This window comes from Aquipluma nitroreducens (genome assembly GCF_009689585.1).
Taxonomy (GTDB): domain Bacteria; phylum Bacteroidota; class Bacteroidia; order Bacteroidales; family Prolixibacteraceae; genus Aquipluma; species Aquipluma nitroreducens.
Window position 1 is genome coordinate 2,708,753 of record NZ_AP018694.1, and the last position, 25,576, is coordinate 2,734,328.

Below are 25,576 nucleotides of genomic sequence, written 5' to 3' on the forward strand. Positions count from 1 at the left end.
CAATTATTTTAACCAAAGTTTTCTGAATAAATATGCAAAAGAGTAGGCCGATCCAAAAATGGCGATCATGGTAATGATCCCTCCGAACGACATTACAGCCATTCCACTTAAAGCTGCTCCGCTGGTGCATCCCCGACCAAGTTGCGAGCCTAAGCCAAAAAGCGCACCTCCAATAATGGCGGCAATTATGCGAGTGCTGTTGGTAATGTTTGGGCCACGCTCTAATTTAATTCCAACCCGGTTCGAAATCACGCCGGAAAAGAAAGAACCTATGACAACTCCAATCACTTCCCAAACAAGCCAATCTTTCAATGGTCCTCCGGGATGCTCTTCGTGATACGATTTGATGAAAGGTGTATTGGCCGAATGTTGGGGCGCCACCTCAACAACTGAAGTAACAACCACTCTTTTAATTGCGCCACTGGCTCCCAGGCCTCGCCCGGTCACATATATTGTTCCGAGCAAAACCAAGCCAAGTAAAAACCCGGCCATATATGGGTTCATGTATTTATTTGGTTTCATGATTCTGTATATTTTCGTTTTCATTTTCTTCAAGTTCCTCGTAGCCGGTAATCATCGCATTGATATTTGATGTTGGTGTCTTTCCGGTTGTCGTCATATAAACATGAACAACAAGAAATATCATCAGCAAAATTGCCCCCATCGTATGCCAGAACGCGATACTCGCAAGTGGGTAATCTTCAATAACAATCAGATTGTTTTCATCGATTGTTTTATACAGCATGTATAAAATTCCGGAGGTAGTTGTTAAGGGAATAAGAATGATTTTAAACCCAAGATAGACAAGTCGTTGCAAAGGATTTAGTTTGCTAAGTTCTGACTTTTGAGTCGGATGGTGTTCACCTTTAAATATTCCGGAAATATAGAATTGAATCTGCTCTTTTAATTGTTTCGTGGTGGGGATGTATTGCCGCCATTCGCCCGTTGTCAGGTGCCAAAAGATGGCAAAAATCAGCAATCCTATTAGCATCCACGAAGCAACGCGGTGATATTCTGTTGCTTTTTCGAACCCAAATATGGAATATGAACCATGGACTTCGAATCCGGTTACAGCCAGAAACATGATGAGCGAAGCTTGTGTCCAGTGCCAAAGGCGTTCGAAACCTTTATAAATATATACTTTACGCATAGCTTATCTATATTATACTAGTAATCTGATAGTTCATTTATTGAGTTATTCCGAAGGCTTATCATCGTCATAATTGATGATTTGCTTTTCGTATTTATTCCTTCTGATCAATACAAAAATCCGAATCAAAGCATGACCCATTACTGCGGCAAGCGTTAGGAAAAATGCCCAAATCCCTATGCTATCCTGAACAACATTTCGGTCACGGCCAGGAAGATAAAATCCGGTTAATTTGGCCAGACGACCGTTATCTCTGGTATGACATTCCGCACAACTTACTGATTGTTCTTTTGGAGAAACCATGTGGTTTACAGGCCAGTACATCACAGTTTCAACAAAACCGTACTGTCCGCTGTATTTTAGTCCTGATGTTTTCATTCCGGCGGCAACTGCTTTTTCCCAGTTAAAATCTTTCCAGAATGCGCTATCGCCTTCGGCATCGCCATAAAGTTTGGGCTGCACCAGTCGGTTATAAACCTTGTCGTAGATCTGATCGCCAACATGAATTTTTACCGGGATGATTTTTGAATGACGATCACTGTATGAGCCATTTAATGTATTCATTTTTACAGGAATCGATTGAATAGTGTCCCCGAGCAAATAATGGTCGGCCGTGCCGTTAAACCACATATAATCTGGTTTAACATTTCGCTCCCAAACAAACGAACCTTTTATCGACATATAATTGTGGTTGCCCAGCGAATCCTCTTCTTCGTAAGGTTTGCCATCTTTCAATTTTCCGGCATCAGACCATTTCCACGACATTTTTGTTGAATTTACCTTGGCATACTGCGGAATATGACATGCCTGACACGAAACCCTTGAACCATGGCGATTAAGTACTTCACGAAGGTGTGGGGTTGAAGTATGACATTGCTCGCAGGTGGCTCGATCGGTATTGTCAGAGGAAACCGAATATAATTTGCCTATAATTTTGTGATTTTTAGCAGTGTGACAGGCAATGCACTCCATGTTCATACCATTGGCTCCCATGTGAACATCGACATCGCGGCTGCAAGAGTTTAATGCAACATCGAGATCTCCATGTTTTACATTGTTTCCACCACCGCCAAACGAGTGGCACGATCCACAATTGCTTTTGCGAGGAGAACCTACACTTCGTGCCACGTTTTCAAGGTTTACCGTCCGGTCGGGATATCCTGCCATTGAAGCTCCTTTCAGGTATTCCTCGCTGTTGTCGTGACACACCATGCAATCAACATTCCGTGCATTGTTAAAATCAAATTGGCTGCTGGTCATCCCGTAACCAATGTGGCATTTGGCGCACGACTGTTCGTTGGAATTCGTCCCGATACAAAAGTTATTCATCACGTTTTTCTTTCCTACCGACGAAATACCACGCCCCTCAACATACGATGCCCGTTCCCAATTCCAATGCGATGATGCCATTACCTCTTTGTGTGTTTCGGTATGACAGGAAAGGCAAGCTTCTGTTACCTCCTGCGGAGTTTTAAATTCCTTTTGCAGGGCTGGAAGTTTACTGTGATTAACAGAAGGAACAGCTTTTAATGCATAGTTGTGCTTCAGTTCTTCTAATTTGAGGTTATAATTATCGTCTCTGTGGAGTATGTTTACCATTACCAGCGCGATAATGACAACAAAAATTACAAGTATCAGATTCCTTTGCATAACATTTTTATATTGCAAATAACGAGCATTTGCTCATTATAATTAAAAATGCAAATATAATAATATATCAATACATGGAAAGTTAATATTGAAAAATTACCTGTTTTAATAAAAAAAGTTGAGTTTTACTTGTCCATTTACAAATAAGAATAATTCAGGAAGGATATGGACTTGTTAATTCTAATTGCGGTAATAAATGGTAGTCGCATTGAAAATTAATGCATAAAAAAACTGATCAAATAAATAAACGACTGGTTTACTCATTTGATCAGTTGTATGTTTCAGGCTTCTTTCCTGATTATGCTTTTGATTTGCATCTGGTTTTAATCAACCAGTAAAACTTCATGAATTGCTTTCACAAGTGTTTCTTTTGGCAAGGCGCCCATGGTTGCCTGAGGTTGACCTTTAACGGGAATAAACAATAGGGTTGGCAAACTTTGAATTCCCATATTTTGCGCGAGCAATTGTTCGGCATCGGTATCAACTTTATAAACGATGATCTTTCCGGCGTATTCTTTCGCAATTTCCTCTACCCGAGGCGACAGTTGTCTGCAAGGGCCGCACCAACTGGCATAAAAGTCAATAATTACGGGCAGGTTGCCTTCGAATTTCCATTCTTTATTCACCTCGTAATTAAAAATTTTCTGCTTAAAAATCTCGTTTGTCAAAATATTCACTGCTCCAACTCCTGTGGTGGATGTGACAGCGTTACTCTTTGTTTTTTCAGGATTACCTGCATTACAGTTGCTTAGTAATAGCACTAACCCAAGCGATATAAATATTACAACTTTCTTCATGATCTTATTTTTATTGATTTCTTTAATTAGCATCTACCTCTGGCGCAAGGACTGTTCACCAAAAAGTAACCCATCGCACCACCCCAGATGGTACTCATATACGGACTGCTTGTAATGGCGCAGGTTCCTGAAGAACATCCAACAAAATGATAGTACGAAAATCCGGCGATGGCTCCAATGGTCACACTTAAAAATGGTCTCCAGAATTTCCAGGTTTTAAGATTCTCTTTGAATGTTCCCGGGTTTGGTTTAATTTCACAATTGTTTTCCATGACACGTTTCTTAATTGTTTGACAGCAAAAATAGTAATAAAACAGATTAAATCGCATTAGTGACACTTAAATCTTTATAGTGACACTATTTTTTTACATTTGCACCGCATAAAATTAATTTATGAGCGTAATATTCAGTAATAGCCTTAGTCCTGAACAGCTTGAAGAGATGTTCAGAAATGATGAAAAGTGTCTCGAATTTTTAGCCGGGATAAAATGGGCAAATGGTTTTGTATGCAAAAAATGTGGGAATACGAATTCTTGTGCCGGAAAAGAGCCGTTTTCGCGACGCTGTACCAAATGTAAGGCCAAAGAAACCGCGACTAATGGCACCGTTTTTCATGGCGTAAAATTTCCGATCAGCAAAGCTTTTTACATCGCTTATCAGGTTTGCAAAGGGAAGGAGGATGTTTCATCGTATGAGTTTGGCCGCCGACTTTCGTTGCGCCAAATGACATGCTGGAACTTCAAGACCAAAATACAGCATGCACTCGAAGAAATGGATTCGCTCACCGAAAATGAACGAAACTCAATGGAGAAGATTTTAACAAGTTGATGCCTCTTTTACCGAACCGGATACACTTCCATACTACCGCACGAAGGGCAAACTTCAACTTTATCGCTTCCGGAGCAAGTATCCACATCTTCCCAGTCGACTTCTTCGGCTGGTCCCTGCCAATTGCACTTCTTGCATTTCAGAATAGTTGATTCCATGCGGCTGGATTATTTTTGGCCTACCAGTAAAAATACCGGGTATTTGGCGCCCGACTCACGTTTAACCTCGAAGCAAGTTTTGTATTGAATATTCTTAAAACCGGTGATTTTCAAGATTTCAGTTAGTTTGTTGGGATCAAAACCCAGGTGAACTTTGACTTCTGGACCATGAAACGAACCATCTTCAGGATATAAATCGGCAATGGCCAAATATCCTGATGGATTCAACATGGAATAAAAAGTACCGATAATACTTTCATAATCACCCACGTGGTGTAATACCATCTGATTGTAAATGATGTCGAAATTTCCATCATAATCTTTGTGTTCCAGATCGAACCAAATGGGCAGAATGTGATTGGTTTGGAAGAATTCAGTCTTCTCGGTACACACTTTGATCATTTCCTGGGAATTATCCATCAGGGTAATTTCCGAAAACCGATCTTTCAGCAGAAAACTGAGGATTCCTGTCCCTGCTCCATATTCAAGAGCTTTCATGGAAGGGGAGAGGGGGATCATCTTTTCGAGTTCAGCAGCAATGGCTACCGAACGATCCATGTGCATTTTATCTTTGTCCCACTCACGGGCTCGGGCATCAAATTCGCTCATTATGTTTTATCTTAATCGGTGAATACAATCAATATCGGTTTTCTTACCTTATCGGTTTTCTTACCTTTTTTACAAGCAATGATAGTAACAGGCGAAACCAATTTTTGATTTCGATAAAGAAAACTAATTTTTGAATCGACTCCACATCAAATCCATATTAATGTGAGCACTGATGTTCTTCTCCTTCATGCTCATGATGTGCACAACCTATACCGGAATCGCCTATTTTGCCTTCTAAAAATGACTCGGCTAATATACGCACATTGCCCGAACAACCGCGATAAACATCAATTCCATGTCGGTTAAGTACATTTAATGCACCACCGCCCATGTTTCCTGCAAGCATAACAGTTATCCCCATTTCTTTCAAGACAGAAGCGATATTGCTTTTACAACCACAACCTTGTGGCGAGGGCAATAATTCGGCTTTTTCAATTTTATTACTTGCATCAACGGTAAAAATGGTGTATGCTTCGCAATGACCAAAATGGTCATCAACATTATTTCCCCTTGTTGGTACTGCTACTTTCATGATTTATTTCTCCTAATTTTTGTAAATATAACTGGTGGTGATAACTTCCTTCCCTCATCATTTTTTTGCCACATTGCGGGCACAGTGTTTCTCGACACGGAGTCCCTTCTGCATGTAAGAACCTCGAATTACAATGCACACAAATACAATATCCATTACAATCAGTTTGTTCCATTGGTCTCGATCGTTTTGTTTAGCCTGCGCAAGGTTTTCGATTGGCAGTAGTTGCAGGTATTTATTTCGGTCTGGCAAATATTCAATTTCATACAGTTGTCGCATCGGTACCAGCATTCTTCGGTGTGGTAATTTCCACCTTCAATAAAAATGGCTTTTCCTTCAACAAATGCCTTCGCAATGGTTCGTCTGGCCTTTTCATAAATTCGGGTAAATGTCGGGCGTGAAACGTTCATGTGTTCAGACGATTGTTCCTGAGTAAGTCCCTCATAGTCTGATAATCTGATCGATTCATATTCTTCGTACAACAAAATAACCGGCTCTAAATTTGTCATCGGAATCCCGAATGGTTTAAATCCTTCCATGACGGGAGGATTGACAATCGATCGATTCCGCTTCGGCCTGGCCATGCTAATTATTTTAATTCTGTCGAAGCAAAAGTATAAATAATAATGAACAAATGCTCATAACTATTCAAATTTTTGAAGTTTGTTTGCTAGAATGGACTTTACCGTAAGTTTAGCATGGAGTGCAGACGAATTTGTTGCATCAGAAGTCACATCGAAAGTCCTTTGAACTTTCAATGAACGGTATTTTGAACTAATTTCCGGATTTAATTTTCTTATTCGCGGTTATAAATATCCTGAATTACCAATCCTGCCAGAGTGAACCCATAGATAGCTGTAATGTGGGCAACGGTTCCGTTAATTACAGCTTTCTGGCTGCACCATTCGTGATCGGCCAGATCCGGATCGCCTGGCGCATTCTTCAATTTGGGGCACAGGCATTTATCGGTTCCGCACGATGCTCCGGCTCCTTTATTTTCAAGCAATTCTTCGCTGTAAACGCACATAAATTCTTTAGCCGGAAGGTCGCCTTTGCGAATCTTTTTCCTGACAATGTGCCCCAACCGGCAACCTTTCACTTTCCAGAATTCGGCAACACGAATTTTGGTTGGATCGAGCTTGAGTGAAGCGCCCATTGACGAAAAGAAAACAGCTTTGGTGCGGGTAGCCTTGCGGATCAAGTCAATTTTGTTGCTCAAACTATCGATGGCATCGATGATGAAATCGTACTGATCGAGCTCAAAGAAGTCGGAGCTTTCGGGTTCGTATATTTTCTGGAAAGTTTGAATTTCAGCAGAAGGATTAATTTCAAGCAACCTTTTTTTCAGGGCATCGGTTTTTACTTCGCCAACAGTTAGCGTGGTAGCATGTAACTGCCGGTTGATGTTGGTAATGCAAACCAGATCCGAATCAACAAGAGTTAGTTGACGAATTCCGCTTCGCACAAGGCTTTCGGCGCACCAACTCCCAACACCCCCAATCCCGAATATAATTACTTTCTTCGATGCAATCTTCTCCATCACTTCATTGCCCAGCAATAACTCGGTACGCTGAAATATCCCTTTCTCTAAATTTGCCATCAGCTAAAACGTTTTGAATAGCAGTTGATTACCTGCTCTCTTTTTTTAATGTTTGGTCGGCGAAAATACAAAAAATACGAAACAAGTGATCCTCTGATTGTATGTCATTGATTTGATGCCAATAAAAATGTATTTTTCCGCAGATTTGATTGGAAATACCTTTTGTAAACCTATTGAATTTGAAATTGTTTTGGTTAGATCAAACTATTGCTTTAAATTCTTTAATATGAATAAATTAAAAGGATTAAATTTTATCGTTCTGCTTGTCGTTCTGTTCGGACTTGCTTCATTTCTGCAAGATTCTAAAACCTTGAAAGAAGGTTTATGGAGGGGAGTTTTCGCTGTTCCGGAGAATGAAATACCTTTTTTGTTTGAAATGAAAGACAATTCTGTTTTTCTGATTAATGGAGAAGACCGTTTTCAGGCTAAAAATATAACTTACCGAAACGATTCGGTTTTTATCCCTTTTGATTTGTACGATGCTGTTTTGAAGTGCAAAATGGAAGGAAACCAACTTCAGGGTAAACTGGTTAAAACATCTGGGGGAAAGGTGGTAAGTGAAGTTTTGTTTAAAGCTGAATATGGAAACCCAAATCGGTTTCCGCTTAGCAACGAAAAGCCCACGATTTCATTGGCCGGAACTTGGGATATCAACATTGGTGAAGGCGCTGGTGCCGAGAAAACGGTTGGAAATTTCAGTCTAAAAGGATCAATACTTACAGGTTCAATCCTCACCACAACAGGCGATTATCGGTTTCTGGATGGTGTGGCTCACGGGAAAAAATTCGAGTTGTCGGCTTTTGGCGGCTCGTCGCCATACCTCCTGAAAGGTGAGTTTACAGGCGATAATTCATTTACAGGCGAATTTGTTACTCCACGAAAAGCAATTAAAATTGCCGGGACGCGCAATGCCAAAGCTGCTTTGCCCGACGCTTATAATGTAACTTATCTGAAACAGGGTTTTTCAACGGTTGCTTTCTCATTCCCGAATCTGGATGGGAAAAAAGTTTCGTTAACCGATGAAGCGTATAAAGGGAAAGTAGTGATTGTTACAATTTTGGGAAGTTGGTGCCCGAATTGCCTTGACGAAAATAAATTTTTATCCGGATGGTACAAAGAGAATAAGAACCGGGGAGTTGAAATTATTGGGTTGGGTTTTGAACGGAAAAATGATTTCGAATCAGCCCAAAAATCGCTGACAGCGCTGAAAAACAGGCTTGGTATTGATTATCAGATTCTTTTTGCCGGACAATCAGGAACCGAATCGGCATCAAAAGCGCTACCGCAATTAAACGGTATTTCATCGTTCCCAACCACTATTTTTATCGACAAAAAAGGAAATGTCCGAAAAATACATTCCGGATTTAGCGGGCCTGCCACAGGTAAATTCTATGAAGAATTTAAAACTGAATTCAACGCTCTGATCGATGAATTAGTCGCTGAAAAATAGAACTTCAATTCCCAATCCATTGAGACACAAAAAAAGCAGAATCATTCGGTTCTGCTTTTTTTATGAGTTTAAAACTTATTTCTTCAATTGATCTTCAATTTTTTGGTCAATCAAAACCTGATTTGAAACGGAGACATCGCGGGCTGTGAATATTCCAAGTACGGGTTTGCCATCGCTGGCCGTAAAATTACTTTCAATGTTGGCCGTTGGAACGCTAAAAAGTGAACCCGTAGAACTTTGGTTAATCATTTGGTAATAAAAGTTATAGGCAAATTCAGAGATGGATGTTTGTTTCACCTGCACTTTGTCATTCAACTTCAATTTCCGGTCTTCAGGTTTATTTGTATCGTAGAAATCGGTATAAATTTCGAGCTTCGAAATGTAATTCCCATCGACAAATTCATCACTTGCAATGGCCATGCGGTCAGCGTCATGTATCAGTGTATCATTCAAATAGATGTCCCATTTGTAATAATTGCCCAATCCCTTTGGTTCTTTTCCGTAAGTGAAAACTCCGAGGAACCTTTTTTCGCCACGCTGCGATGGAACAACCTGAATGGAATCAATCGGCTCAACTTTAGCGAGTTTGTCTTTTGCTGTGAGTGTTACACCTTCAGTTTGTATGGTCACTGTATATTCACGACCTGTTACCCCCAGATATTCTTTGCCAACCGGAACAAGGTATTGGCCTGCTTTTGCAGGGTTTTCAGTCAGGATAAGTTGGTTGGCAGGTGTCGCGTTGTCTGAAATTGTAACAACTGCACCACTGATTCCGGGGTAAGTCACATCCTGATCAACTTTCAGGGTTTTATAAAGGAATACGGTTGGTTGGTCAACAGTTGTAATGCTGGCTTCCACACCTATCAGGTTGAGGTTTTCGTCGCTCAGTTTTACATCAATTACATCTTCACACGAGGAGAACAGAACGGAGAAGACTATTAGTAAAAGGAGACCGAAGACGGTAGACCGAAGTCCGAAGGCTAACCCGCAACTCGCAACCCGTATCTCGTAACTATTTTCTATCTGTTTTTTCATGGCTCTAAAAATTGAAATTGTAAGTGACTGATGGAATCATGCTACCGATAATCGATAAACGCGTGGCTTCCGAAACATTCGGGTTATCCTCGTTTTGCCTGAAGGTTACTGAATAAGCATTTCGCCGTGCATACAGGTTGTAAATCGAGAAGTTGAGCGTCTGCTTTACTTTGCGGTGTTCGTTTTTCTTGAAGTCGTAGGTAAACGACACATCGAGGCGATGATAATCAGGAATCCGGTTGCTGTTGCGGGCGGCATAATAGTAGATTGTATTTCCCTGAACGTCGTATTTCGCAATCGGGTACGAAGTCGGGTTTCCGGTCGCAAAAATCCAACTTGCCGAGAAATTCCAGCGTTTGCTTAGGTCATAATTCGTCACCAGCGAAACATTGTGTGTTCGGTCGTAACTCGAAGGATATGCTTTACCTTCGTTAATTCCTGGTATTTTTCGCATCGACCGGGCCAAGGTGTAACTTACCCAACCGGTTAGCCGACCTTCCTGCTTTTTGGCGTAAAGTTCCAATCCGTAGGCATAACCACTTCCGTGAAGCAACTCCGTTTCCAGGTTCTCTTTCAGGAACAGTTCGGCGCCGTCGACATAGTCGATTACATTTTTCATTTTTTTGTAATACACTTCGGCTGAAGTCTCAAACATGTTTTTGTTGAAATTCCTGAAATACCCTAATCCAACCTGATTCGCGATCAGCGGTTTGATGTAAGTACTGCTGGGCAGCCAAATGTCAAGCGGGGTAGGAGAGTTGGTGTTCGAAATGAGGTGAAGGTTTTGAACCATCCGGTTGTACGATGCCTTGATCGAACTTTCCGGAGAAAGCATGTATTTCAATGCCAATCGTGGTTCCAGATTGTGATAAGCCGGAGGAACCAGTTTGCCTGATCCGTATTCGATTGTACCAATAACTTCTTTTTCGTTTGGCTTGTCAGGATGAAGATATTCCCTCACTTTTCCTTTGCCTATTTGTTGAAAATAGGAATATCTCAGGCCATATCTCATTGTTAACCGCGAACCAATGGATTGCTCGTTCGATAAGTACACCGAGTTGTCCAGCGCATTGTAATTGGCTAGTTTTAAGTCGGTGAAATACGATTTTTCGTTGGCATCAACCTGTCCGGGCTCAAAATGGTGGTAAATAATGTTTAACCCAAGGGTTAACTTGTTTTTCGAATTCAGGTACCACGAAAAATCTTGTTTGAAATTGTAATCCCTGATTTGCGAAGTCCAGTCGAATTGATCGGCTCCTGAACCTGGTACTCCAAGGTTGTAGTTATATCGTGAAAAGATAAGCGATGTATTTGAAAATAATTTATCGGTAAACAAATGGTTCCAGCGGACAGTGGAGGTCAAATTTCCCCATTTCATGTAAATCGATTCGCCAACTTTAAAATAATCGTCGCCAGTATAGGCTGAGAGATATAAGCGATTTTTGGCATTGATCTGGGCATTTGTTTTCAGGTTGAGGTCGTAGAAATAGAGCTGGTTTTCTTTTAAAGCTTCAAGGCCCACCATTCGTCCGAGGTAGTCGGCATAGGTACGGCGTCCCGAAACAATGAAACTCCATTTATCTTTGATGATCGGCGCTTCAACAGTCAGACGGCTCGAAATGTTGCCAATTCCGCCACTCATTCCCAGTTTTTGTGAGTTACCATCTTTCATCCGGATGTCGATTACTGAGGAGGCTTTTCCGCCATATTCGGCCGGAATTCCACCCTTGTATACCTGAACGTCGTTAATGGCATCGGAGTTAAAAACCGAGAAGAATCCAAGCAGGTGTGAAGCATTGTAAACCGGCGCTTCATCCAGGATCATCAGGTTTTCATCGGGGCCACCGCCGCGTACATAAAGTCCGGAACTGCCTTCTCCTCCATTCTGAATTCCGGGCAACAGCGTGATGCTTTTAATGATGTCGATTTCGCCCATGAACGATGGTAGTTTTTTGATCATTTTTACCTGAACTTTCTCCATGCTCATCTGGAGATTTTCCACGTTCCGGTTTTTCTTTTCGCCGGTGACCACCACTTCGTCAATTTGTTTCGTTTCCTCTTCAAGCATCAAATTGAATTGCTGGCTTGTGGTGAGGTTGATCGACGGTGATTGGGTTTGGTAACCAATGAAAGAAAAGCTGACAGAATAATTCCCCGGAGCCACCGAAATGGAATAAAATCCGTATGGGTTGGTTATCACACCGGTTTTTAGTTCCGGAATATAAACCGTAGCGCCAATCAGTGCTTCGCCGTTGGCTTTGTTTTTAAGGTAGCCGCTTAAGGTTACAACACCGGCCATTTCGGCAATTGCTGGCATTGTAAGTACCCAAAGGAGCAGAAAGATACTGAACTGTTTCATTGTTTGGTTTTCTGTTTTCTGAACTTGTTATTGTTTTATAGACGAATGAGGCGATGTGATATTTTAAAGTACAATTCTCAACCATAGATTGACTTTTTCTGGAAAGGTTGCTTTTTACTCCCCAAAATTACTTCAGATAATTGATTTTAACTGTTTTTAATGGCGCAACAAAGGAACAATCTTTATGCAAAGTTTGAGAAAATAAATCAGTGAATGCCTGATTTCAGTCGGCGAACGGCTGATTTCTGTTCAATCGACCGGATGACTTCAAGTCATCCATTTTGTTCGATTACGAAGCTTCTAAAAGCAAGTCAGGGCTTCACTTTGTAGTGAAACCCTGACTGAAAAGTAAATCCAAAACTTTATTATTTGAAATCACCTTAGTTTAAAAAAATAGATATTTTGCTATAGTTCTTTGAAGAGAAATACTTCTCCTTCAGCATTAACCTGTACAACAATTTTCTTTGTATCTTTTGATAGTTCAACAAAATAGTTATCGGCATCGCTAAACTGAGTATTATAGAAATACATATCCGAGTCATTTGCTTCATTGTCATCAAAGAAAACAACTGTTCCGAATTTATAATCTTTATATTTTGCCTTGATCTCTTTTTGAGACTTTATTGGCAGATCTGCAAATGTTTTAAGCATGGTTGTTCCAACTAGTTTGGAATAGAAATCGTAATAGGCTTTCATTTCTTTTCCATCTTTGGTGAACACAGCCTCATCTAAATAAACAGCCCTTTTCCACTTTACATTCGGAACCTTGCCAAAATCGGCATAGAAGGCAGTTTTTGTCTGTTCCGATACTACATTACCCTCCAGCTTATGGAGCTCTTCCCTTTCCGTTTTTATAGCTTTTTTTTCAACTTTAATGTCCTTTTTCTCCGTCTTAATTTCAGTCTTAATTTCTTTTTTAACATCCTGGGCTGAAAGTTGTACAAAGGCCAATGCGAACATGGCGGTCATCGATAAAACAGCTAACTTTTTCATGGCTTAATTTTTAATGTTAGTACTAAATAAATTTTTGATATCTGACAATTTAAATCTATAATAGTTTACTGACTGTCAGTATTTTAACAAAATTTAAACAGTGTAAACACAATTTAATACACGTGAAATAGAAAGGGTAAAAACGATAGTTGTTTATGAAAGATTATTCAATGCTAGTATAAAAAAGTAAGGGCTTCACTTTGCAGCGAAACCCTTACCTCAATTTATATTTTTAAGATTAGAACAGCCTCCTGAATCCAATCACATCTTTTACTTCATTCAATGTTTTTTGTGCCGATTCGCGGGCACGTTCGGCTCCCATTCGGGCAACTTTACCCAAATAAGCTTCATCCTTCAGGATTTCCAGAATGCTTTCGCGGATTGGCGAGGTAAAAGCAATTATGTCTTCCGCAAGTTGTTTTTTCAGGTCTCCGTAACGGATGCTGCAATCGTTGTAAGCCGCATCAAAATGGCTGACCACCTCAGGTGTTGAAACAATTTTCAGCAGGGTGAACAGGTTTTCTACGGCTTCAGCTTTTTTGCTGTTTGGTTCAAGTGGGCCAGCATCAGTTACTGCGCGCATCACCTTTTTGCGGATGTCTTTCGGGTCTTCAACCAGAAAAATCCCGTTTCCTTCCGACTTGCCCATTTTACCGCTGCCATCGAGTCCCGGAACTTTAATCATGTCGCCACCATCGAAGGTAAATGGTTGTGGCAATGGGAACAATTCGCAATTATACATGCGGTTGAAACGTCCGGCAAATTTGCGGGCCATTTCCAGGTTTTGCTCCTGATCTTTTCCTACCGGAACAAACTGGGCTTTATGGATAATGATATCGGCAGCCATTAAAACCGGGTAAGTCAGCAATCCGGCATTCACGTTTTCTGGATTTTTACGGGCCTTTTCTTTAAACGAAGTGGTGCGTTCCAATTCGCCCAAGTAAGCGTTCATATTCAGGAAAGCGTACAGTTCAGATACTTCAGGCACATCGCTCTGGATAAAAATGATTGATTTCTCCGGATCGATTCCGCAAGCCAGGTATTCGGCCAACACCTGTTTTACGCCCGACTGTAAATTTACCGGGGTCGGATGCGTGGTGAGCGAATGAATATCGGCGATGAAAAAATAGCAGTTGTAATCTTCCTGCATTTTCAAAAAGCTACGCACCGCACCGAAATAATTTCCGAGGTGCAAATTTCCGGTTGGCCTAATGCCACTGACAACTATCTGTTTGGTCATGATTTTCAATTCAGTTCAATGGGCAGCAAAAATACACGAACTATTTTCAATTCACAAGAAATGTGGGAAAAGTTGCGGGTTTCGGGTTACGAGTTTCGGGATGTGGGTTTTTACCGCAGAGTTTCGCAGAGGAAACGCAGAGTTTTTATGAAAACTTATCCTCAATGTGTTCTTCTACCATATACTTGAAAGCCTCTTCAAGTTCATCGATCGTAGTTCCTTCGAAGGTTATCAAATCATTGATTTCTTCAATTTTACCATAAAACACTTGGTCTTCAGTGCTGAAATTAACTGATCCAACAAAACCTTTGTATTTCAATGTGTTTTTCATAGTAGTCCTATTTTGCTGAACCTGTTTATTCAAAGATTTGCCAATTATCCTTGTATGCTCTGAGAGGCCCATAATTTATTGCGGGCATAGAAGAAACATTCTCCCCAGAATAGCAGCTTCCGAAAAATTTATTGAGATCAGAAAGAATTTCCGATCCTTTTACGATATAATAGTCTTCATTCTCCTCTGGCTTATTGAGAATTATGAAAACATAAATGTGTTCTGGATCAATGGCTTCTCTTTTGATCAGGAAACAATTTCTTTTACGCAATGACTTTACCTGAATATTAAAGTTTTTCCCGTTCCGTGGATTAAGTGCAAAAATGTCTATTGATTTAGCATTACCTAATGTCAAAGAGGCTTGAATACCTCTTTTAAATAGCTTCCCAACTGTTAAAAATTCTCCAGACATTCCAGACGTTTGAGAGTCAATTCTTTCCATATTCATCTTTATTTGAGTTAGTTTTCTCTGAGTTAATCTGTGTTCTCTGTGGTTAATATTGAAGTTTTACAACATCAGCAACCCATTTTCCCGCAATTCCTTCATAGCCGGGCTGTTCCAGAAGAGCACAAAATCTTCACCAGAGTGTTGTTCGAAGCTTTTTTCGAGTTCGCCAAAGGTAATTTGTGATGAATTTTCAACTGAAAGTGTAGGAATTTGCTCAAATAACCATTCGCCTTCAGCCTGTTTCAACTGAATCACCAAATCATGCTTCTTGTTGCTGAAGGTGAGTTCGGCCATCTCAAAACTGTGGTTTTTCTTCTTTTTGGTGTATTTTCGGATAGATGGAACTCCGCCCAGCCAAACGATCTTGGCATTTGGACTGGCTGGTTCATAGGCCTGTTCGTCAATGGATTCCTGAATGTATTTGGGTGCAACTGTGGTTCGAGGTACTTTAAAATCGAACCAGTCCTGAAGCGGAAAATCGAAGCAAATGCCGTGCATGTAGTTGAATAGCGATTTTTTCAATCCTTCGCTGAATCGTTCGTGATCGGTTCCGGTTGGATCGGTGTGAATCAGATCGTTGTTGGCGAATGTACCCGGTTTTTCGTTTTCAATTTTCACTTTGAACTGCTCAGGATTCAGGCCAACCGGACTATGTGCCGTCATGGCAAACTGATGCCAGAAGCCCGACTGAACCACTCCGGCTTCGAACAATTGGCGCACCACTTCCAGCGAATCGATGGTTTCCTGGGTGGTTTGGGTTGGGAAACCGTACATCAGATAAGCATGAACCATGATCCCGGCTCGGGTAAAATTGTCGGTGACTTTGGCCACTTTCGAAACGCTCACACCTTTGTTGATCATTCCCAACAAGCGGTCGGAAGCCACTTCCAATCCTCCGGAAACGGCGATGCACCCGGATTCTTTCAGGAGCAAACACAAATCGTATGTAAAACTTTTTTCGAAGCGGATGTTCGTCCACCAAACCACGGTTAGTTTGCGGCGAATAATTTCAAGTGCCAAAGCCCGCATTAATGCAGGTGGCGCGGCTTCATCCACAAAATGGAACCCGATTTGCCCGGTTTGGCGAATCATTTCTTCGATGCGGTCGCACAAATGCTGAACAGTGTTGGGTTCGTAGCGACGGATGTAGTCGAGCGAAGTATCGCAAAAGGTGCAGCGACCCCAATAGCAACCGTGTGCCAGCGTAAGTTTGTTCCAGCGGCCATCGCTCCAGAGGCGGTGCATAGGGTTCACAATTTCAATCACCGAAAGGTAGCTGTCCAATTGAAAATCGGAATAATCGGGCGTACCAACTTCGAACTGAGAAAAGTCATTTTGTTGGGAACCGTTCAAGTAAACCACTTCTTGGTTTTCCAATGCAAAAGTCCGTTTCAAATCGGCTTTTTCGCGTTTTCCGTCAAGGTGTTCTATCAGGTTCAGAATTGGCGCTTCGCCGTCGTCAAGCAAAATATAATCGAAGTAGTCGAAAACGCGTGGATCGCTCAGCGAGCGTAGTTCGGTATTTGGGAAACCGCCGCCCATGGCGATTTTCACTTCAGGATAATGCTTTTTGAGGTACTGGGCGCACTTAAAAGCGCTGTACAAATTTCCGGGGAAAGGAACAGAAAATGCCACCAAGGTTGGATTGGAAAGTTCGATTTTCTCCTGAAGTAATTTCAGCAAAATGCGATCGATAAAACTTTCGGGCTTTTGCAGTTCGGTATGCAATTCGTCGAAAGTTGCTGCTGATCTTCCCAAACGTTCGGCATAGCGGCTAAAGCCAAAATGCGGGTCGATGGCTTCCACAATCAAATCCGACAAATCTTCGAGGTAAAGTGTCGCCAGATGTTTGGCTTTATCGCGGGTTCCCATCGTTCCGAAAGCCCATTCCAAATCTTCGGTTTGGGCAAAGCGCGAGGCTTCAGGCAAATAATTTCCTTCACAAATCACGTGAGCAAGCGTCACATTCTTTTCCTGCAAAAAAGCGATTACTTGATCAATAGTTTGAATATAGCTTTCGCGCAGATTGAAAATGCGCTGAGCATTAGACGAAAGTTGCGGGTTGCATGTTTCGAGTTCCTGAAAAAGCGCTTTCAGACCTTCCGAAGAAAACAGTTTCAGGATAACTTCCATACCTAAATCGCACTGAAACGAATCTATATGCTGCGTATTCAGAAACCCTTTCAGGTAGGCCGTTGCCGGATACGGCGTATTCAACTGGGTAAACGGTGGCGTGATAAGAAGTACTTTTTGACTCACAATTCAAAATTTGTTTCAGGTAAAAGTACAATAAAAGATGTAATCTGATTGAATAGTCAGGGTTTCACTCAAAGAGAAGCCCTGACTAAGTATTTTATACATTTGCAATAAAAGGCGATTTCCTGAAATAGGTTTCATCGGTGAGTTGCGCAACCAGAAAATCGGCAATGTTACCGGCACAGATCTTATTCCCAGGGCAATCTTCCAGATTTACGGCCAATTCGCCTGAAGATTCTGAAAATTCAATGAAAGGAACCCGAACAAAGGTCCAATTTAGCTCACTTGCCGACAAAATAGAATATGCTTTTTGCCTGTCGGCTTGAATTTCGGGGAAGTTCGCTTTCATCCATTCGGTTGCCAGACTGGTTTCTTTTCCTTTTTTGTCGAACGGCGTATCGATGTTTATCCCGGCCAGCGAGATAAAACGATTGATTCCCGATTTATTCATGGCTTCCAACACATTTGTCACTGTGCGGCTGGCTACAAGCGGCTCGCCTGGACGTTGTCCAACTGTGCTGATTACCGCTTGACAACCTTGAACCAGATTACTGATATCTTCAGGATTGATGGCATCACCTTTGATAATCTCGATTAACGAACTTTTGATTTGGAATTCTTCAGGTTTCCGGAGTAGTAGCTTGATTTGGAATCCCCGAGCGATTAATTTATTTACCAGATATTTACCAGTTCGGCCACCGCCGCCAAGAACTGCAATTTTTATTTCTTGTTTCATAATTCTTCTTTATAAATTTTTGACAATAATCGAACATTCGTTCCACTTTTCGTGAAATGAAATCAGCAGAATGAATTTGGTCTGCTGCCTGAAATCAATATTTATAAAGAGAGTTTAATGGCACAAAACTACGATAAATTTTTACAGGAAGAGTATTCAAGAAAAGGATCAGAAGAAATTGAGATTTTGATGAATGAACTGGAGAGGCGGAAGCAAGAAACAACATCTTCTAAAATCTCTGAACTTTCCTAACTTTACCGGAAATCATTAAAAATTGCCCCATGAACGATGCTCTTTCCTTCGGTCTTTTGTGTTTTACCTCCTTCTTCACATTGATCAATCCACTAAGCACCATGCCGGTTTTTATGACCATGACCGCCGGTTTGAGCGAAAAAGAACGAACCTACACTGCACGGAAAGCATCCATCGTTGCCTTAATCACCATTATTATTTTTGCACTGTCTGGTCAATTGCTCTTCAAGTTTTTCGGTATTTCGGTTAACAGCTTTCGGGTAGTTGGCGGCGTTATCTTTTTTATCATGGGAATGGATATGCTTCAGGCACGGCTCGGGCAGGTGAAAATTAAAGATTCGGAAGTAAAAACTTACGTGAATGACATTTCGGTGACGCCGCTGGCCATCCCGATGATTTGTGGTCCCGGCGCGATTACCAACTCTATCGTTCTGATGGAAGATGCCTCGACCCTGACCCGAAAGATTGTTCTTTTTGGTATGATAGTATTGGTCATGTTCATCACCTACCTGGTTTTTTACAGCTCGTCGCGCATCCTGAAGTTACTCGGGCAAACCGGAATCAATGTGATGATGCGCCTGATGGGATTGATTGTCATGGTAATCGCCGTCGAGTTTTTTTTCAGCGGATTAAAACCCATTATTCTCGATATGATTAAAGGTTAACGCACCGATTCGTCCGGAATATTTTCTACTTTTGCAGCGATTTGGTTGACGATCTTCCTGTTTCGGAAGTGAGTCAAAAAAAGGGAATCCGGTGCAATACCGGAGCTGTACCCGCAGCTGTAAGCCTTTGTAAAAACTTTTTGTAATCCCTGCCACTGCCCTGAGCACTCGGGGCGGGAAGGCCGCAAAAAGCGAGGTGAGCCAGAAGACCTGCCAATTCGAAATCAATGTAAGTCGAATCTTCGGGAAAAAAGATCGGTGAGAGGGCAACTGCTGTTTCCATTTCATTTCTTCCGGAATAACATTTTTGTAGAATGCAATTATTTTCGTCGTGGAGTGGCGGCAAAGACTGTATGTTAGCGCTTTACCGCATTCAGAAATCTAAAAATCATCAGGTTAAAGTTCTCCTGAACATGTGTGATGCCGATTCGGATTTTTCGCGTTCTCATGGAATTCATCAGGATTTGGTAGTCCGGCAAGCTGAGGCATTGGGTCTCGAACTGCTTCAACCGAAAACAGATCGGGCTGGTTATGAGCAGAATTTTAAAGCTGCCATCCTGAAACTGAAAGATCGGGGAATTACGGGTGGCGTGTTTGGAGATATTTACCTTTGGGAACATCGTCACTGGATTGAGCGGGTGTGCAACGAGTGCGGCGTCGAGGCCATTTTCCCTTTGTGGGACAATCCGGTTAACGAGCTGGCTGCTGAAATTATCGATGAAGGTTTTAAAACCCTGACTGTTTCGGTAAATGCCAAACAACTGACCGAAGATTTTCTGGGGCGGGTGTACGATTCGGCATTCGTTGAAGAACTTTCGAAAATTGAAGGCGTTGACGTTTGCGCCGAGTTGGGCGAATTTCACACTTTTGTGTACGATGGGCCTAACTTTCATCATCCGGTTTCGTTTCAAAAAGGAGCCGTTAGTTTTCGCAACAACCATTGGTTTCTGGAGATCATCTAAAGAAGCCCCCTCTGACTCCCCAAAGGGGAAGAACTGTCATTAATTGATTTATATACTTTTTGTTATACAATAAGAACTCCCTCCTTTCGAAAGGTTTTTTATTCCTCCCCTTTGGGGAGGCTAGGTGGGGCTAATAAGCTATGTATGAAAAAGACATATTTTCTCAGTGTTCTATTAATTTTTTGTTTGTTCGTTCAGGCACAGCAAGCCAAACGTATCGTTTCGCTGGTTCCGTGGGTAACCAAAAGCATTTACCTGATGGGCGAACAAGATAAACTGGTGGGTTGTACCAGTTATTGCCCGGTTGAGGCTTCCGACAATATTCCGGTAGTGGCCTCGGCAATGAGCGTTAACATCGAAAAAACGCTGACATTGCGGCCTGACGTTGTTATCGCGTCGTCGTTAATCAAACCTGAAACCATCGACAATCTGAAAAAGCTCGGACTGAAAGTCGTTTACCTGCCTTATCCGAAATCGTTTGAAGAAATATGCTCGTATTTTATTCAGGTTGGTGAGCTGATTGGAAAACCTGAAAAAGCGCGCGAAATTGTGTCTCAGCAAAGGGCGCGGTTGGCCAAACTAATTTCAAAAGTTCCTGTCGGGAAAAATCCAAAGGAGTTCTTCCAGATTGGGGCCAAACCTCTATTTTGCGCGGTACCCAATACGTTTCAGGACGATTTTATTCGCTTTTCAGGAGGTAAAAACATCGCTTCGGGATTAAAAATGGGTGGTGTCACCCGCGAATTTGTGCTTACACAGAATCCTGATGTTATTTTCATTGTGACGATGGGAATTGTGGCTGAGGAAGAAAAAGATACCTGGATGGGCTATTCGGTGCTTTCGGCTAGCAAGGATAAGAAAATTTTTGTTCTCGATGCCGATAAAACCTGCAGCCCGACTCCTGTTTTGTTTCTGGATGCGCTGGAGGAAATCATCAAACTGATTTATGAGTAAAAGTTTCTTGTCTCATGATTAACGGACATGGCGACGACAGTCATTGCCTGAATGTACCAATTAGGGCTGACTTCAGTTCAAACGTTTGGTTCGAAGGTACTCCTCCCGAACTAATTTGTTATTTACAACAAAAACTGCATTTGATTGGGAATTATCCCGAACCAGATGCGGCTGGTTTATGCCAGGGAATTGCAAATTTTCATGAGGTAAATTCGGAACAGGTATTGGCTTTTAACGGCTCGGTCGAGGCATTTTATACGGTTGCCTTGGCTTTTCGGAAGGCTGTTTCGGCCATCCTGTATCCGGCTTTTTCGGAGTACGGGGATGCCTGTCGGTTGCATCGGCATGTCCCTTCATTTTTCAGGAGCGATGAAGCGAAGCAAGCCCTAAATTCGGGAGCAAACCTGTTTTGGATTGGGACCCCGAACAATCCGGATGGGCATTTTTTCAGTTTTCGGGAAATTGTGGAATGGCTAAACAGATTTCCAAATACCATTTTTGTAATTGATGAGGCCTATGCCGCGTTTATTCCCGATTTTCAGTCGGTCATTCCGTTGACCCAAAAATATCCGAACCTGATTGTCATCCGTTCGCTCACGAAATGCTGCGCTATTCCGGGTTTGCGATTGGGCTATGTGGTCACTTCGGCGAAACTGGCAGAACGGCTTCGGAAGTTTCAGCAACCTTGGTCGGTAAACGCCTTGGCGCAGGAAGCCGGCAAATTCCTGATGGAACATTTGAAAGTTCATTCTTTTGATGCCCAGTCTATTCAGCAATTGTCGATGAAGCTTCAACAATCGATTGGTGAAATTTCCGGATTTAAAGTGATTCCTGCCAAAACTCCATATTTCCTGGTTGAGATGCAATTGGGAACGGCTGCCGAACTGAAAAAATTCCTGGTTCAGGAACACGGCATTCTGATTCGGGACGCTTCGAATTTCAACGGACTGGATGAACGGTATTTCAGGGTTTGTACCCGAAACGAATCCGATAATCAATTGCTGATTGATGGTTTGAAAAGCTATACGCAATGGAAATGACGCACGAACAGTTGATTATATCTTCACTATTGATTGGTTTTTTGCTCGATTGCCTGTTGGGCGATCCGCTTTGGTTGCCCCACCCCATCAGGCTTTTTGGCAACAGCATCTCGTTTTTTACTGAAAAGCTGAATCGCGGTAAAAACCGCAAATGGAAAGGAGCAGCAACGGCATTTGTTCTTATTGCGACCACTTTCTGGAGCTTTTGGTTAGTCCTAAAACTGGCCGAAAACAACGAAATGCTGTATGTTGTTTTGGCAAGCTTAGGTGTTTTTTACGGCCTGGCTAACCGTAGCCTCATTCAGGAAGCCTACAAAGTGATTTCGGCCTTGGAAAAGAACGGTCTGGAAGCCGGACGCGAACAGCTGAGCTACATTGTTGGTCGCGAAACCCGAAACCTTAACGAACAGCAAATCCGCATGGCAGTAATTGAGACAATGGCCGAGAATTTAAGCGATGGGGTAATTGCCCCGCTATTTTTTTATGCCCTGGGCGGCGTTCCGGCCATGCTGGCTTATAAAATGGCCAACACGCTCGATTCGATGATTGGCTATAAAAGTGAGAAGTACCGCGATTTCGGTTGGTTTGCAGCGCGGTTCGACGATGTGATTAATTTCATTCCGGCACGAATTACTGCCTTGCTAATGGTTATTCTCAGCTTTAGCTGGCGCGGACTGGTATATATTTTCCGCTACGGACATCAGCACAGTAGCCCCAATGCCGGATACCCCGAAGCTGCGCTGGCCGGAATCCTGAATTGCCGGTTTGGCGGCCCGAATGTTTATCACGGTACTTTGGTCGAGAAACCATACATTGGAAAGAACGTCAGGGAAATTACGAACCGCGATTTTTACAAGACCTGCGTTTTAAATTTCTTTACCTGTTTGGTGTTTGTCGGACTGATCTGTGTCAGTATAATATTTTTATACCACGGATAATGCAGATTTTCACTGCTATATGAATAAGTTGGATTTTAATCTGTATTTATCTGTGTAATCTGTGTTGAAAAACTTTACTTTTGCCTCCGGAAATGGTTCCAGAGTTGGTTGACAAGCCAACAAGGAATAATAGGGAATCCGGTGAAATACCGGAGCTGTACCCGCAGCTGTAAGCCTTAATTCAAACTTTTTGAAACTCCTGCCACTGTCCCGGTTTTGGGATGGGAAGGCCTCAAAAAGCAAGGCGAGCCAGAAGACCTGCCAGTTCCATGCACGTTAATCATAGCTTTCGGGATAAAAGCAATGGGGTGATCGTTTTCATCTGATTTATCCATTTGTTCCTTTTTTGTCAGCCCGGGATGTATCGGGAACATGTTGAAAGTTTATGGTCGACATTTTTTAATGTTTAACCATAAAAGAAGTGTTATGAATTTTAAACAAATGACCTTTGTTTGTATGGGATTGCTCTACTCGTTAGGCGCCGCAGCCGACCTGCTCGACTCAACCAAAGTGTATCCAATTCAGGAAGTTACTGTTCACGCGTCGCACATGGAACGCAAACTAAAAGACCTTCCTCAAAAAGTTGAGATTATTTCGCAAAGCCTCATCAAATCGTTGCCGTGCGAAAACCTTGCCGAAGTGCTTAAACGCACCACAAACCTCGACATTATTCAGTACCCCGGATTATCTGCTGCTGTTGGAATGCGTGGTTTTTCTCCAAGCGCCCACTCGCGCAGTTACACCTTATTGCTCATCGACGGAAAACCTGCCGGAACGACTAACCTGGCAACCATCGACCTGAACAACGTAGAGCAAATCGAAATCGTGAAAGGGTCGTATTCGGTGCTTTACGGCTCGGATGCGATGGGCGGCGTGGTCAACATCATTACCAAAAAGGGAGGCGCAATTCCTGAAGTGTACGTTTCGGTTGAATCCGGAAGTTTTGGTTACCGCAAATTTTCAGGAAATTTCACCGGAAATTCAGGAACGAAACTTACGTATGGCTTGGGATACAGCCGTCAAGAACAAACCAAAGATTACCGCATCGGACAGAAAAACCTGCTGAAAATTTCGGATGTCGATAAACTGATTCTCGATAAAGCTTCGTATGGCGATGCCATGGACAACTCGCAGTACGAGATGAATTCGGCCAATGCGTTTGTGAATTACGACATCAGTAAACAGTGGAAAATTAGTGCTGAAGGTGCCTACACCTTTGCTTACGATGTGGAAACTGCCGGAAATTACTGGGGAACCTATGGGCAAAGCAAGAAGGATGTGAACCGCCTGAATTTGTATGTGACACTGGAACAAAACAATGCGAAAAACCATTTCAGGTTTAGCCCATATTACACCGATGACCAGAACCCGAATTATTCGGACAATACCGATGATGGCTTCATCAGCTTTACAAGTACGGTGAAAGAGTCTGGATATCAGCTTCAGGATAATTACAAACTGGGCAATTTCGATGTGCTTTTGGGAACCGATTTGAAGGTTTACGATTATCAGTCGAACCGATTCTCATCCATAGGAACACCTGCCGATCCGTACAAGCCAAACAATAAATTCACGAATGTGGCTGCGTTCACGCAACTGGCTTATTCGGTGAAAAACCTGAACTTGAATGCTGGCGTCCGCTACGATCATTTCACGTACCACATCGATGCTAACGACGGGTTGAAAGCTCCGGAAGCCAATGCCGATTACAACACAGTGAATCCATCGGTGGGTGCACAATACCAGTTCCTGAAAAATTTCAAGGCTCACAGTTCTTTTGGAACTGCATTTTCGGTTCCGGATGCCTTTAAAGTGGCCGGTAAATATACCGTTTCAGGAAAATCGTACGTTGGAAATCCTGACCTTGATCCGGAGAAATCGCGCACAACCGACTTTGGTATTGGCTATTCTTCTGCAAAAAACAGCCTGAGACTTGATGTTTCGTACTTCCAGACTTTGCACGACCATAAAATTGTGGAAGAAAAGCTGGCGTCGGGCGAATACACGTACGCCAATGCCAACAAATCGACAATGAAAGGAATTGAAGCAATGTTGTCCTACAATCTGGGACAATTCCTTCCGGAAAAACCAGAACTGGAGGTTTACGCCAACTTTACCTGGATCCTGAAAAACGATTTTACCCAGCTGGTGGGTACCGAAATGCTGACCCGTGACATGCAATATGTGCGGAAAGCCAACGGAAACTTCGGATTGAATTACCGGCACGATAAAATCAACATGCGCCTGAACGGCCGGTTCATCGGTTCGCGTCTCGAAAAAGACTCGTTCAGTTCCATTCGTACTGGAATTACTTCAGCAGATTACTACACGAAAGGTGGATACGTGGCTTCGGATAAAGTTCTACAGCATCCTGAATATTTGCTGTTCGACTATTCGATTGGCTACGCATTCAGCGAGAAGGTGAATTTTGGCATTACTATTTCGAATCTTTTGGATGAAAACTATTCGGAAAAAGATGGTTACAACATGCCCGGACGAAGCATTGTAGCCAAACTGGGGTACTCGTTCTAAGTAAATCATCATAGTGAGCGGGTGACTTTGAGTCACCCGCTCACTTAATAAACAACAAAAT

Annotated in this window: 27 protein-coding genes and 2 riboswitches; of the genes, 9 read left to right on the plus strand and 18 right to left on the minus strand. The window is 42.3% G+C overall.

Features of this window, described 5'->3' with window-relative positions:
- Positions 1-3: 3 nt before the first annotated feature.
- The 5 genes from AQPE_RS11430 to AQPE_RS11450 form a co-directional block, all read right to left on the minus strand.
- A complete protein-coding gene (locus AQPE_RS11430; RefSeq protein ID WP_318351191.1) occupies positions 4-522 on the minus strand; it encodes a YeeE/YedE thiosulfate transporter family protein in 519 nt (172 codons plus the stop codon).
- Positions 509-1,150, minus strand: a complete 642-nt coding sequence (locus AQPE_RS11435; RefSeq protein WP_318351192.1) for a cytochrome b/b6 domain-containing protein — start codon at positions 1,148-1,150, stop codon at positions 509-511. Before AQPE_RS11435 ends, AQPE_RS11430 begins: the two co-directional genes overlap by 14 nt.
- A gap of 45 nt (positions 1,151-1,195) precedes the next feature.
- Positions 1,196-2,800 carry a tetrathionate reductase family octaheme c-type cytochrome gene (locus tag AQPE_RS11440; RefSeq protein ID WP_318351193.1) on the minus strand — a complete coding sequence of 535 codons (1,605 nt, stop codon included), beginning with the start codon at positions 2,798-2,800 and terminating at the stop codon, positions 1,196-1,198.
- A gap of 323 nt (positions 2,801-3,123) precedes the next feature.
- Positions 3,124-3,597: a thioredoxin gene (gene trxA, locus AQPE_RS11445; RefSeq protein ID WP_318351194.1), complete on the minus strand. Its 474-nt coding sequence runs from the start codon at positions 3,595-3,597 to the stop codon at positions 3,124-3,126.
- Positions 3,598-3,623: 26 nt separating this feature from the next.
- Complete coding sequence (locus AQPE_RS11450) at positions 3,624-3,869, minus strand: DUF6132 family protein (protein ID WP_318351195.1); 246 nt, start codon at positions 3,867-3,869, stop codon at positions 3,624-3,626.
- Between the two features lie 121 nt (positions 3,870-3,990).
- Here AQPE_RS11450 and AQPE_RS11455 point away from each other — a divergent pair, with 121 nt between their 5' ends.
- Complete coding sequence (locus AQPE_RS11455) at positions 3,991-4,425, plus strand: transposase (protein ID WP_318351196.1); 435 nt, start codon at positions 3,991-3,993, stop codon at positions 4,423-4,425.
- 8 nt (positions 4,426-4,433) lie between these two features.
- Here the strand turns inward: AQPE_RS11455 and AQPE_RS11460 are convergent, their stop codons facing one another.
- The 5 genes from AQPE_RS11460 to AQPE_RS11480 all read right to left on the minus strand — a co-directional run bounded on the left by AQPE_RS11460 (position 4,434) and on the right by AQPE_RS11480 (position 7,324).
- Positions 4,434-4,583, minus strand: coding sequence for a hypothetical protein (locus tag AQPE_RS11460; RefSeq protein ID WP_318351197.1), 150 nt, complete (start codon positions 4,581-4,583; stop codon positions 4,434-4,436).
- Between the two features lie 9 nt (positions 4,584-4,592).
- A complete protein-coding gene (locus AQPE_RS11465; RefSeq protein ID WP_318351198.1) occupies positions 4,593-5,192 on the minus strand; it encodes a class I SAM-dependent methyltransferase in 600 nt (199 codons plus the stop codon).
- Positions 5,193-5,349: 157 nt separating this feature from the next.
- Positions 5,350-5,724 (minus strand): NifB/NifX family molybdenum-iron cluster-binding protein, encoded by a 375-nt coding sequence (locus AQPE_RS11470; protein WP_318351199.1) that lies wholly within the window; start codon positions 5,722-5,724, stop codon positions 5,350-5,352.
- Between the two features lie 161 nt (positions 5,725-5,885).
- On the minus strand, positions 5,886-6,308 hold the full coding sequence (locus AQPE_RS11475) for a DUF134 domain-containing protein (protein WP_318351200.1): 423 nt from the start codon (positions 6,306-6,308) through the stop codon (positions 5,886-5,888).
- A gap of 212 nt (positions 6,309-6,520) precedes the next feature.
- Complete coding sequence (locus AQPE_RS11480) at positions 6,521-7,324, minus strand: tRNA threonylcarbamoyladenosine dehydratase (RefSeq protein ID WP_318351201.1); 804 nt, start codon at positions 7,322-7,324, stop codon at positions 6,521-6,523.
- A gap of 226 nt (positions 7,325-7,550) precedes the next feature.
- On the opposite strand from AQPE_RS11480, the gene AQPE_RS11485 reads away from it, so the two are divergent.
- Positions 7,551-8,774, plus strand: a complete 1,224-nt coding sequence (locus AQPE_RS11485; RefSeq protein WP_318351202.1) for a peroxiredoxin family protein — start codon at positions 7,551-7,553, stop codon at positions 8,772-8,774.
- A gap of 75 nt (positions 8,775-8,849) precedes the next feature.
- Here the strand turns inward: AQPE_RS11485 and AQPE_RS11490 are convergent, their stop codons facing one another.
- From AQPE_RS11490 to AQPE_RS11525, 8 genes are all read right to left on the minus strand, one after another.
- Positions 8,850-9,809: a DUF4249 family protein gene (locus tag AQPE_RS11490; protein WP_318351203.1), complete on the minus strand. Its 960-nt coding sequence runs from the start codon at positions 9,807-9,809 to the stop codon at positions 8,850-8,852.
- Between the two features lie 4 nt (positions 9,810-9,813).
- The gene (locus tag AQPE_RS11495) at positions 9,814-12,168 is read right to left on the minus strand and encodes a TonB-dependent receptor (protein ID WP_318351204.1); all 2,355 of its coding nucleotides are present in this window, start codon (positions 12,166-12,168) and stop codon (positions 9,814-9,816) included.
- A gap of 405 nt (positions 12,169-12,573) precedes the next feature.
- A complete protein-coding gene (locus AQPE_RS11500; protein WP_318351205.1) occupies positions 12,574-13,161 on the minus strand; it encodes a hypothetical protein in 588 nt (195 codons plus the stop codon).
- A 238-nt stretch (positions 13,162-13,399) separates the two neighbouring features.
- Positions 13,400-14,401: a tryptophan--tRNA ligase gene (gene trpS / locus AQPE_RS11505; protein WP_318351206.1), complete on the minus strand. Its 1,002-nt coding sequence runs from the start codon at positions 14,399-14,401 to the stop codon at positions 13,400-13,402.
- Between the two features lie 145 nt (positions 14,402-14,546).
- The gene (locus tag AQPE_RS11510; RefSeq protein WP_318351207.1) at positions 14,547-14,732 is read right to left on the minus strand and encodes a hypothetical protein; all 186 of its coding nucleotides are present in this window, start codon (positions 14,730-14,732) and stop codon (positions 14,547-14,549) included.
- A 25-nt stretch (positions 14,733-14,757) separates the two neighbouring features.
- Positions 14,758-15,174: a hypothetical protein gene (locus AQPE_RS11515; RefSeq protein ID WP_318351208.1), complete on the minus strand. Its 417-nt coding sequence runs from the start codon at positions 15,172-15,174 to the stop codon at positions 14,758-14,760.
- A gap of 66 nt (positions 15,175-15,240) precedes the next feature.
- Positions 15,241-17,439: a B12-binding domain-containing radical SAM protein gene (locus AQPE_RS11520; RefSeq protein ID WP_318351209.1), complete on the minus strand. Its 2,199-nt coding sequence runs from the start codon at positions 17,437-17,439 to the stop codon at positions 15,241-15,243.
- 94 nt (positions 17,440-17,533) lie between these two features.
- Positions 17,534-18,172 carry an NAD(P)-dependent oxidoreductase gene (locus AQPE_RS11525; protein ID WP_318351210.1) on the minus strand — a complete coding sequence of 213 codons (639 nt, stop codon included), beginning with the start codon at positions 18,170-18,172 and terminating at the stop codon, positions 17,534-17,536.
- A 117-nt stretch (positions 18,173-18,289) separates the two neighbouring features.
- Here AQPE_RS11525 and AQPE_RS11530 point away from each other — a divergent pair, with 117 nt between their 5' ends.
- From AQPE_RS11530 to AQPE_RS11560, 7 genes are all read left to right on the plus strand, one after another.
- Positions 18,290-18,424: a hypothetical protein gene (locus tag AQPE_RS11530; RefSeq protein WP_318351211.1), complete on the plus strand. Its 135-nt coding sequence runs from the start codon at positions 18,290-18,292 to the stop codon at positions 18,422-18,424.
- Positions 18,425-18,453: 29 nt separating this feature from the next.
- Positions 18,454-19,089, plus strand: coding sequence for a MarC family protein (locus tag AQPE_RS11535; protein ID WP_318351212.1), 636 nt, complete (start codon positions 18,454-18,456; stop codon positions 19,087-19,089).
- 25 nt (positions 19,090-19,114) lie between these two features.
- A riboswitch (cobalamin riboswitch) is annotated at positions 19,115-19,321 on the plus strand.
- 82 nt (positions 19,322-19,403) lie between these two features.
- Positions 19,404-20,051: a Dph6-related ATP pyrophosphatase gene (locus AQPE_RS11540; RefSeq protein ID WP_318351213.1), complete on the plus strand. Its 648-nt coding sequence runs from the start codon at positions 19,404-19,406 to the stop codon at positions 20,049-20,051.
- A 144-nt stretch (positions 20,052-20,195) separates the two neighbouring features.
- Entirely contained in the window at positions 20,196-21,005 is an 810-nt protein-coding gene (locus AQPE_RS11545; protein WP_318351214.1) for an ABC transporter substrate-binding protein, read from the plus strand.
- A 14-nt stretch (positions 21,006-21,019) separates the two neighbouring features.
- Positions 21,020-22,045 (plus strand): pyridoxal phosphate-dependent aminotransferase, encoded by a 1,026-nt coding sequence (locus tag AQPE_RS11550; protein ID WP_318351215.1) that lies wholly within the window; start codon positions 21,020-21,022, stop codon positions 22,043-22,045.
- On the plus strand, positions 22,036-22,983 hold the full coding sequence (cbiB, locus tag AQPE_RS11555; RefSeq protein WP_318351216.1) for an adenosylcobinamide-phosphate synthase CbiB: 948 nt from the start codon (positions 22,036-22,038) through the stop codon (positions 22,981-22,983). The genes AQPE_RS11550 and cbiB overlap by 10 nt, the downstream gene beginning before the upstream one ends.
- A 76-nt stretch (positions 22,984-23,059) precedes the next feature.
- A riboswitch (cobalamin riboswitch) is annotated at positions 23,060-23,263 on the plus strand.
- A 146-nt stretch (positions 23,264-23,409) separates the two neighbouring features.
- The gene (locus tag AQPE_RS11560) at positions 23,410-25,515 is read left to right on the plus strand and encodes a TonB-dependent receptor (RefSeq protein WP_318351217.1); all 2,106 of its coding nucleotides are present in this window, start codon (positions 23,410-23,412) and stop codon (positions 25,513-25,515) included.
- The last annotated feature ends 61 nt before the right edge of the window (positions 25,516-25,576 follow it).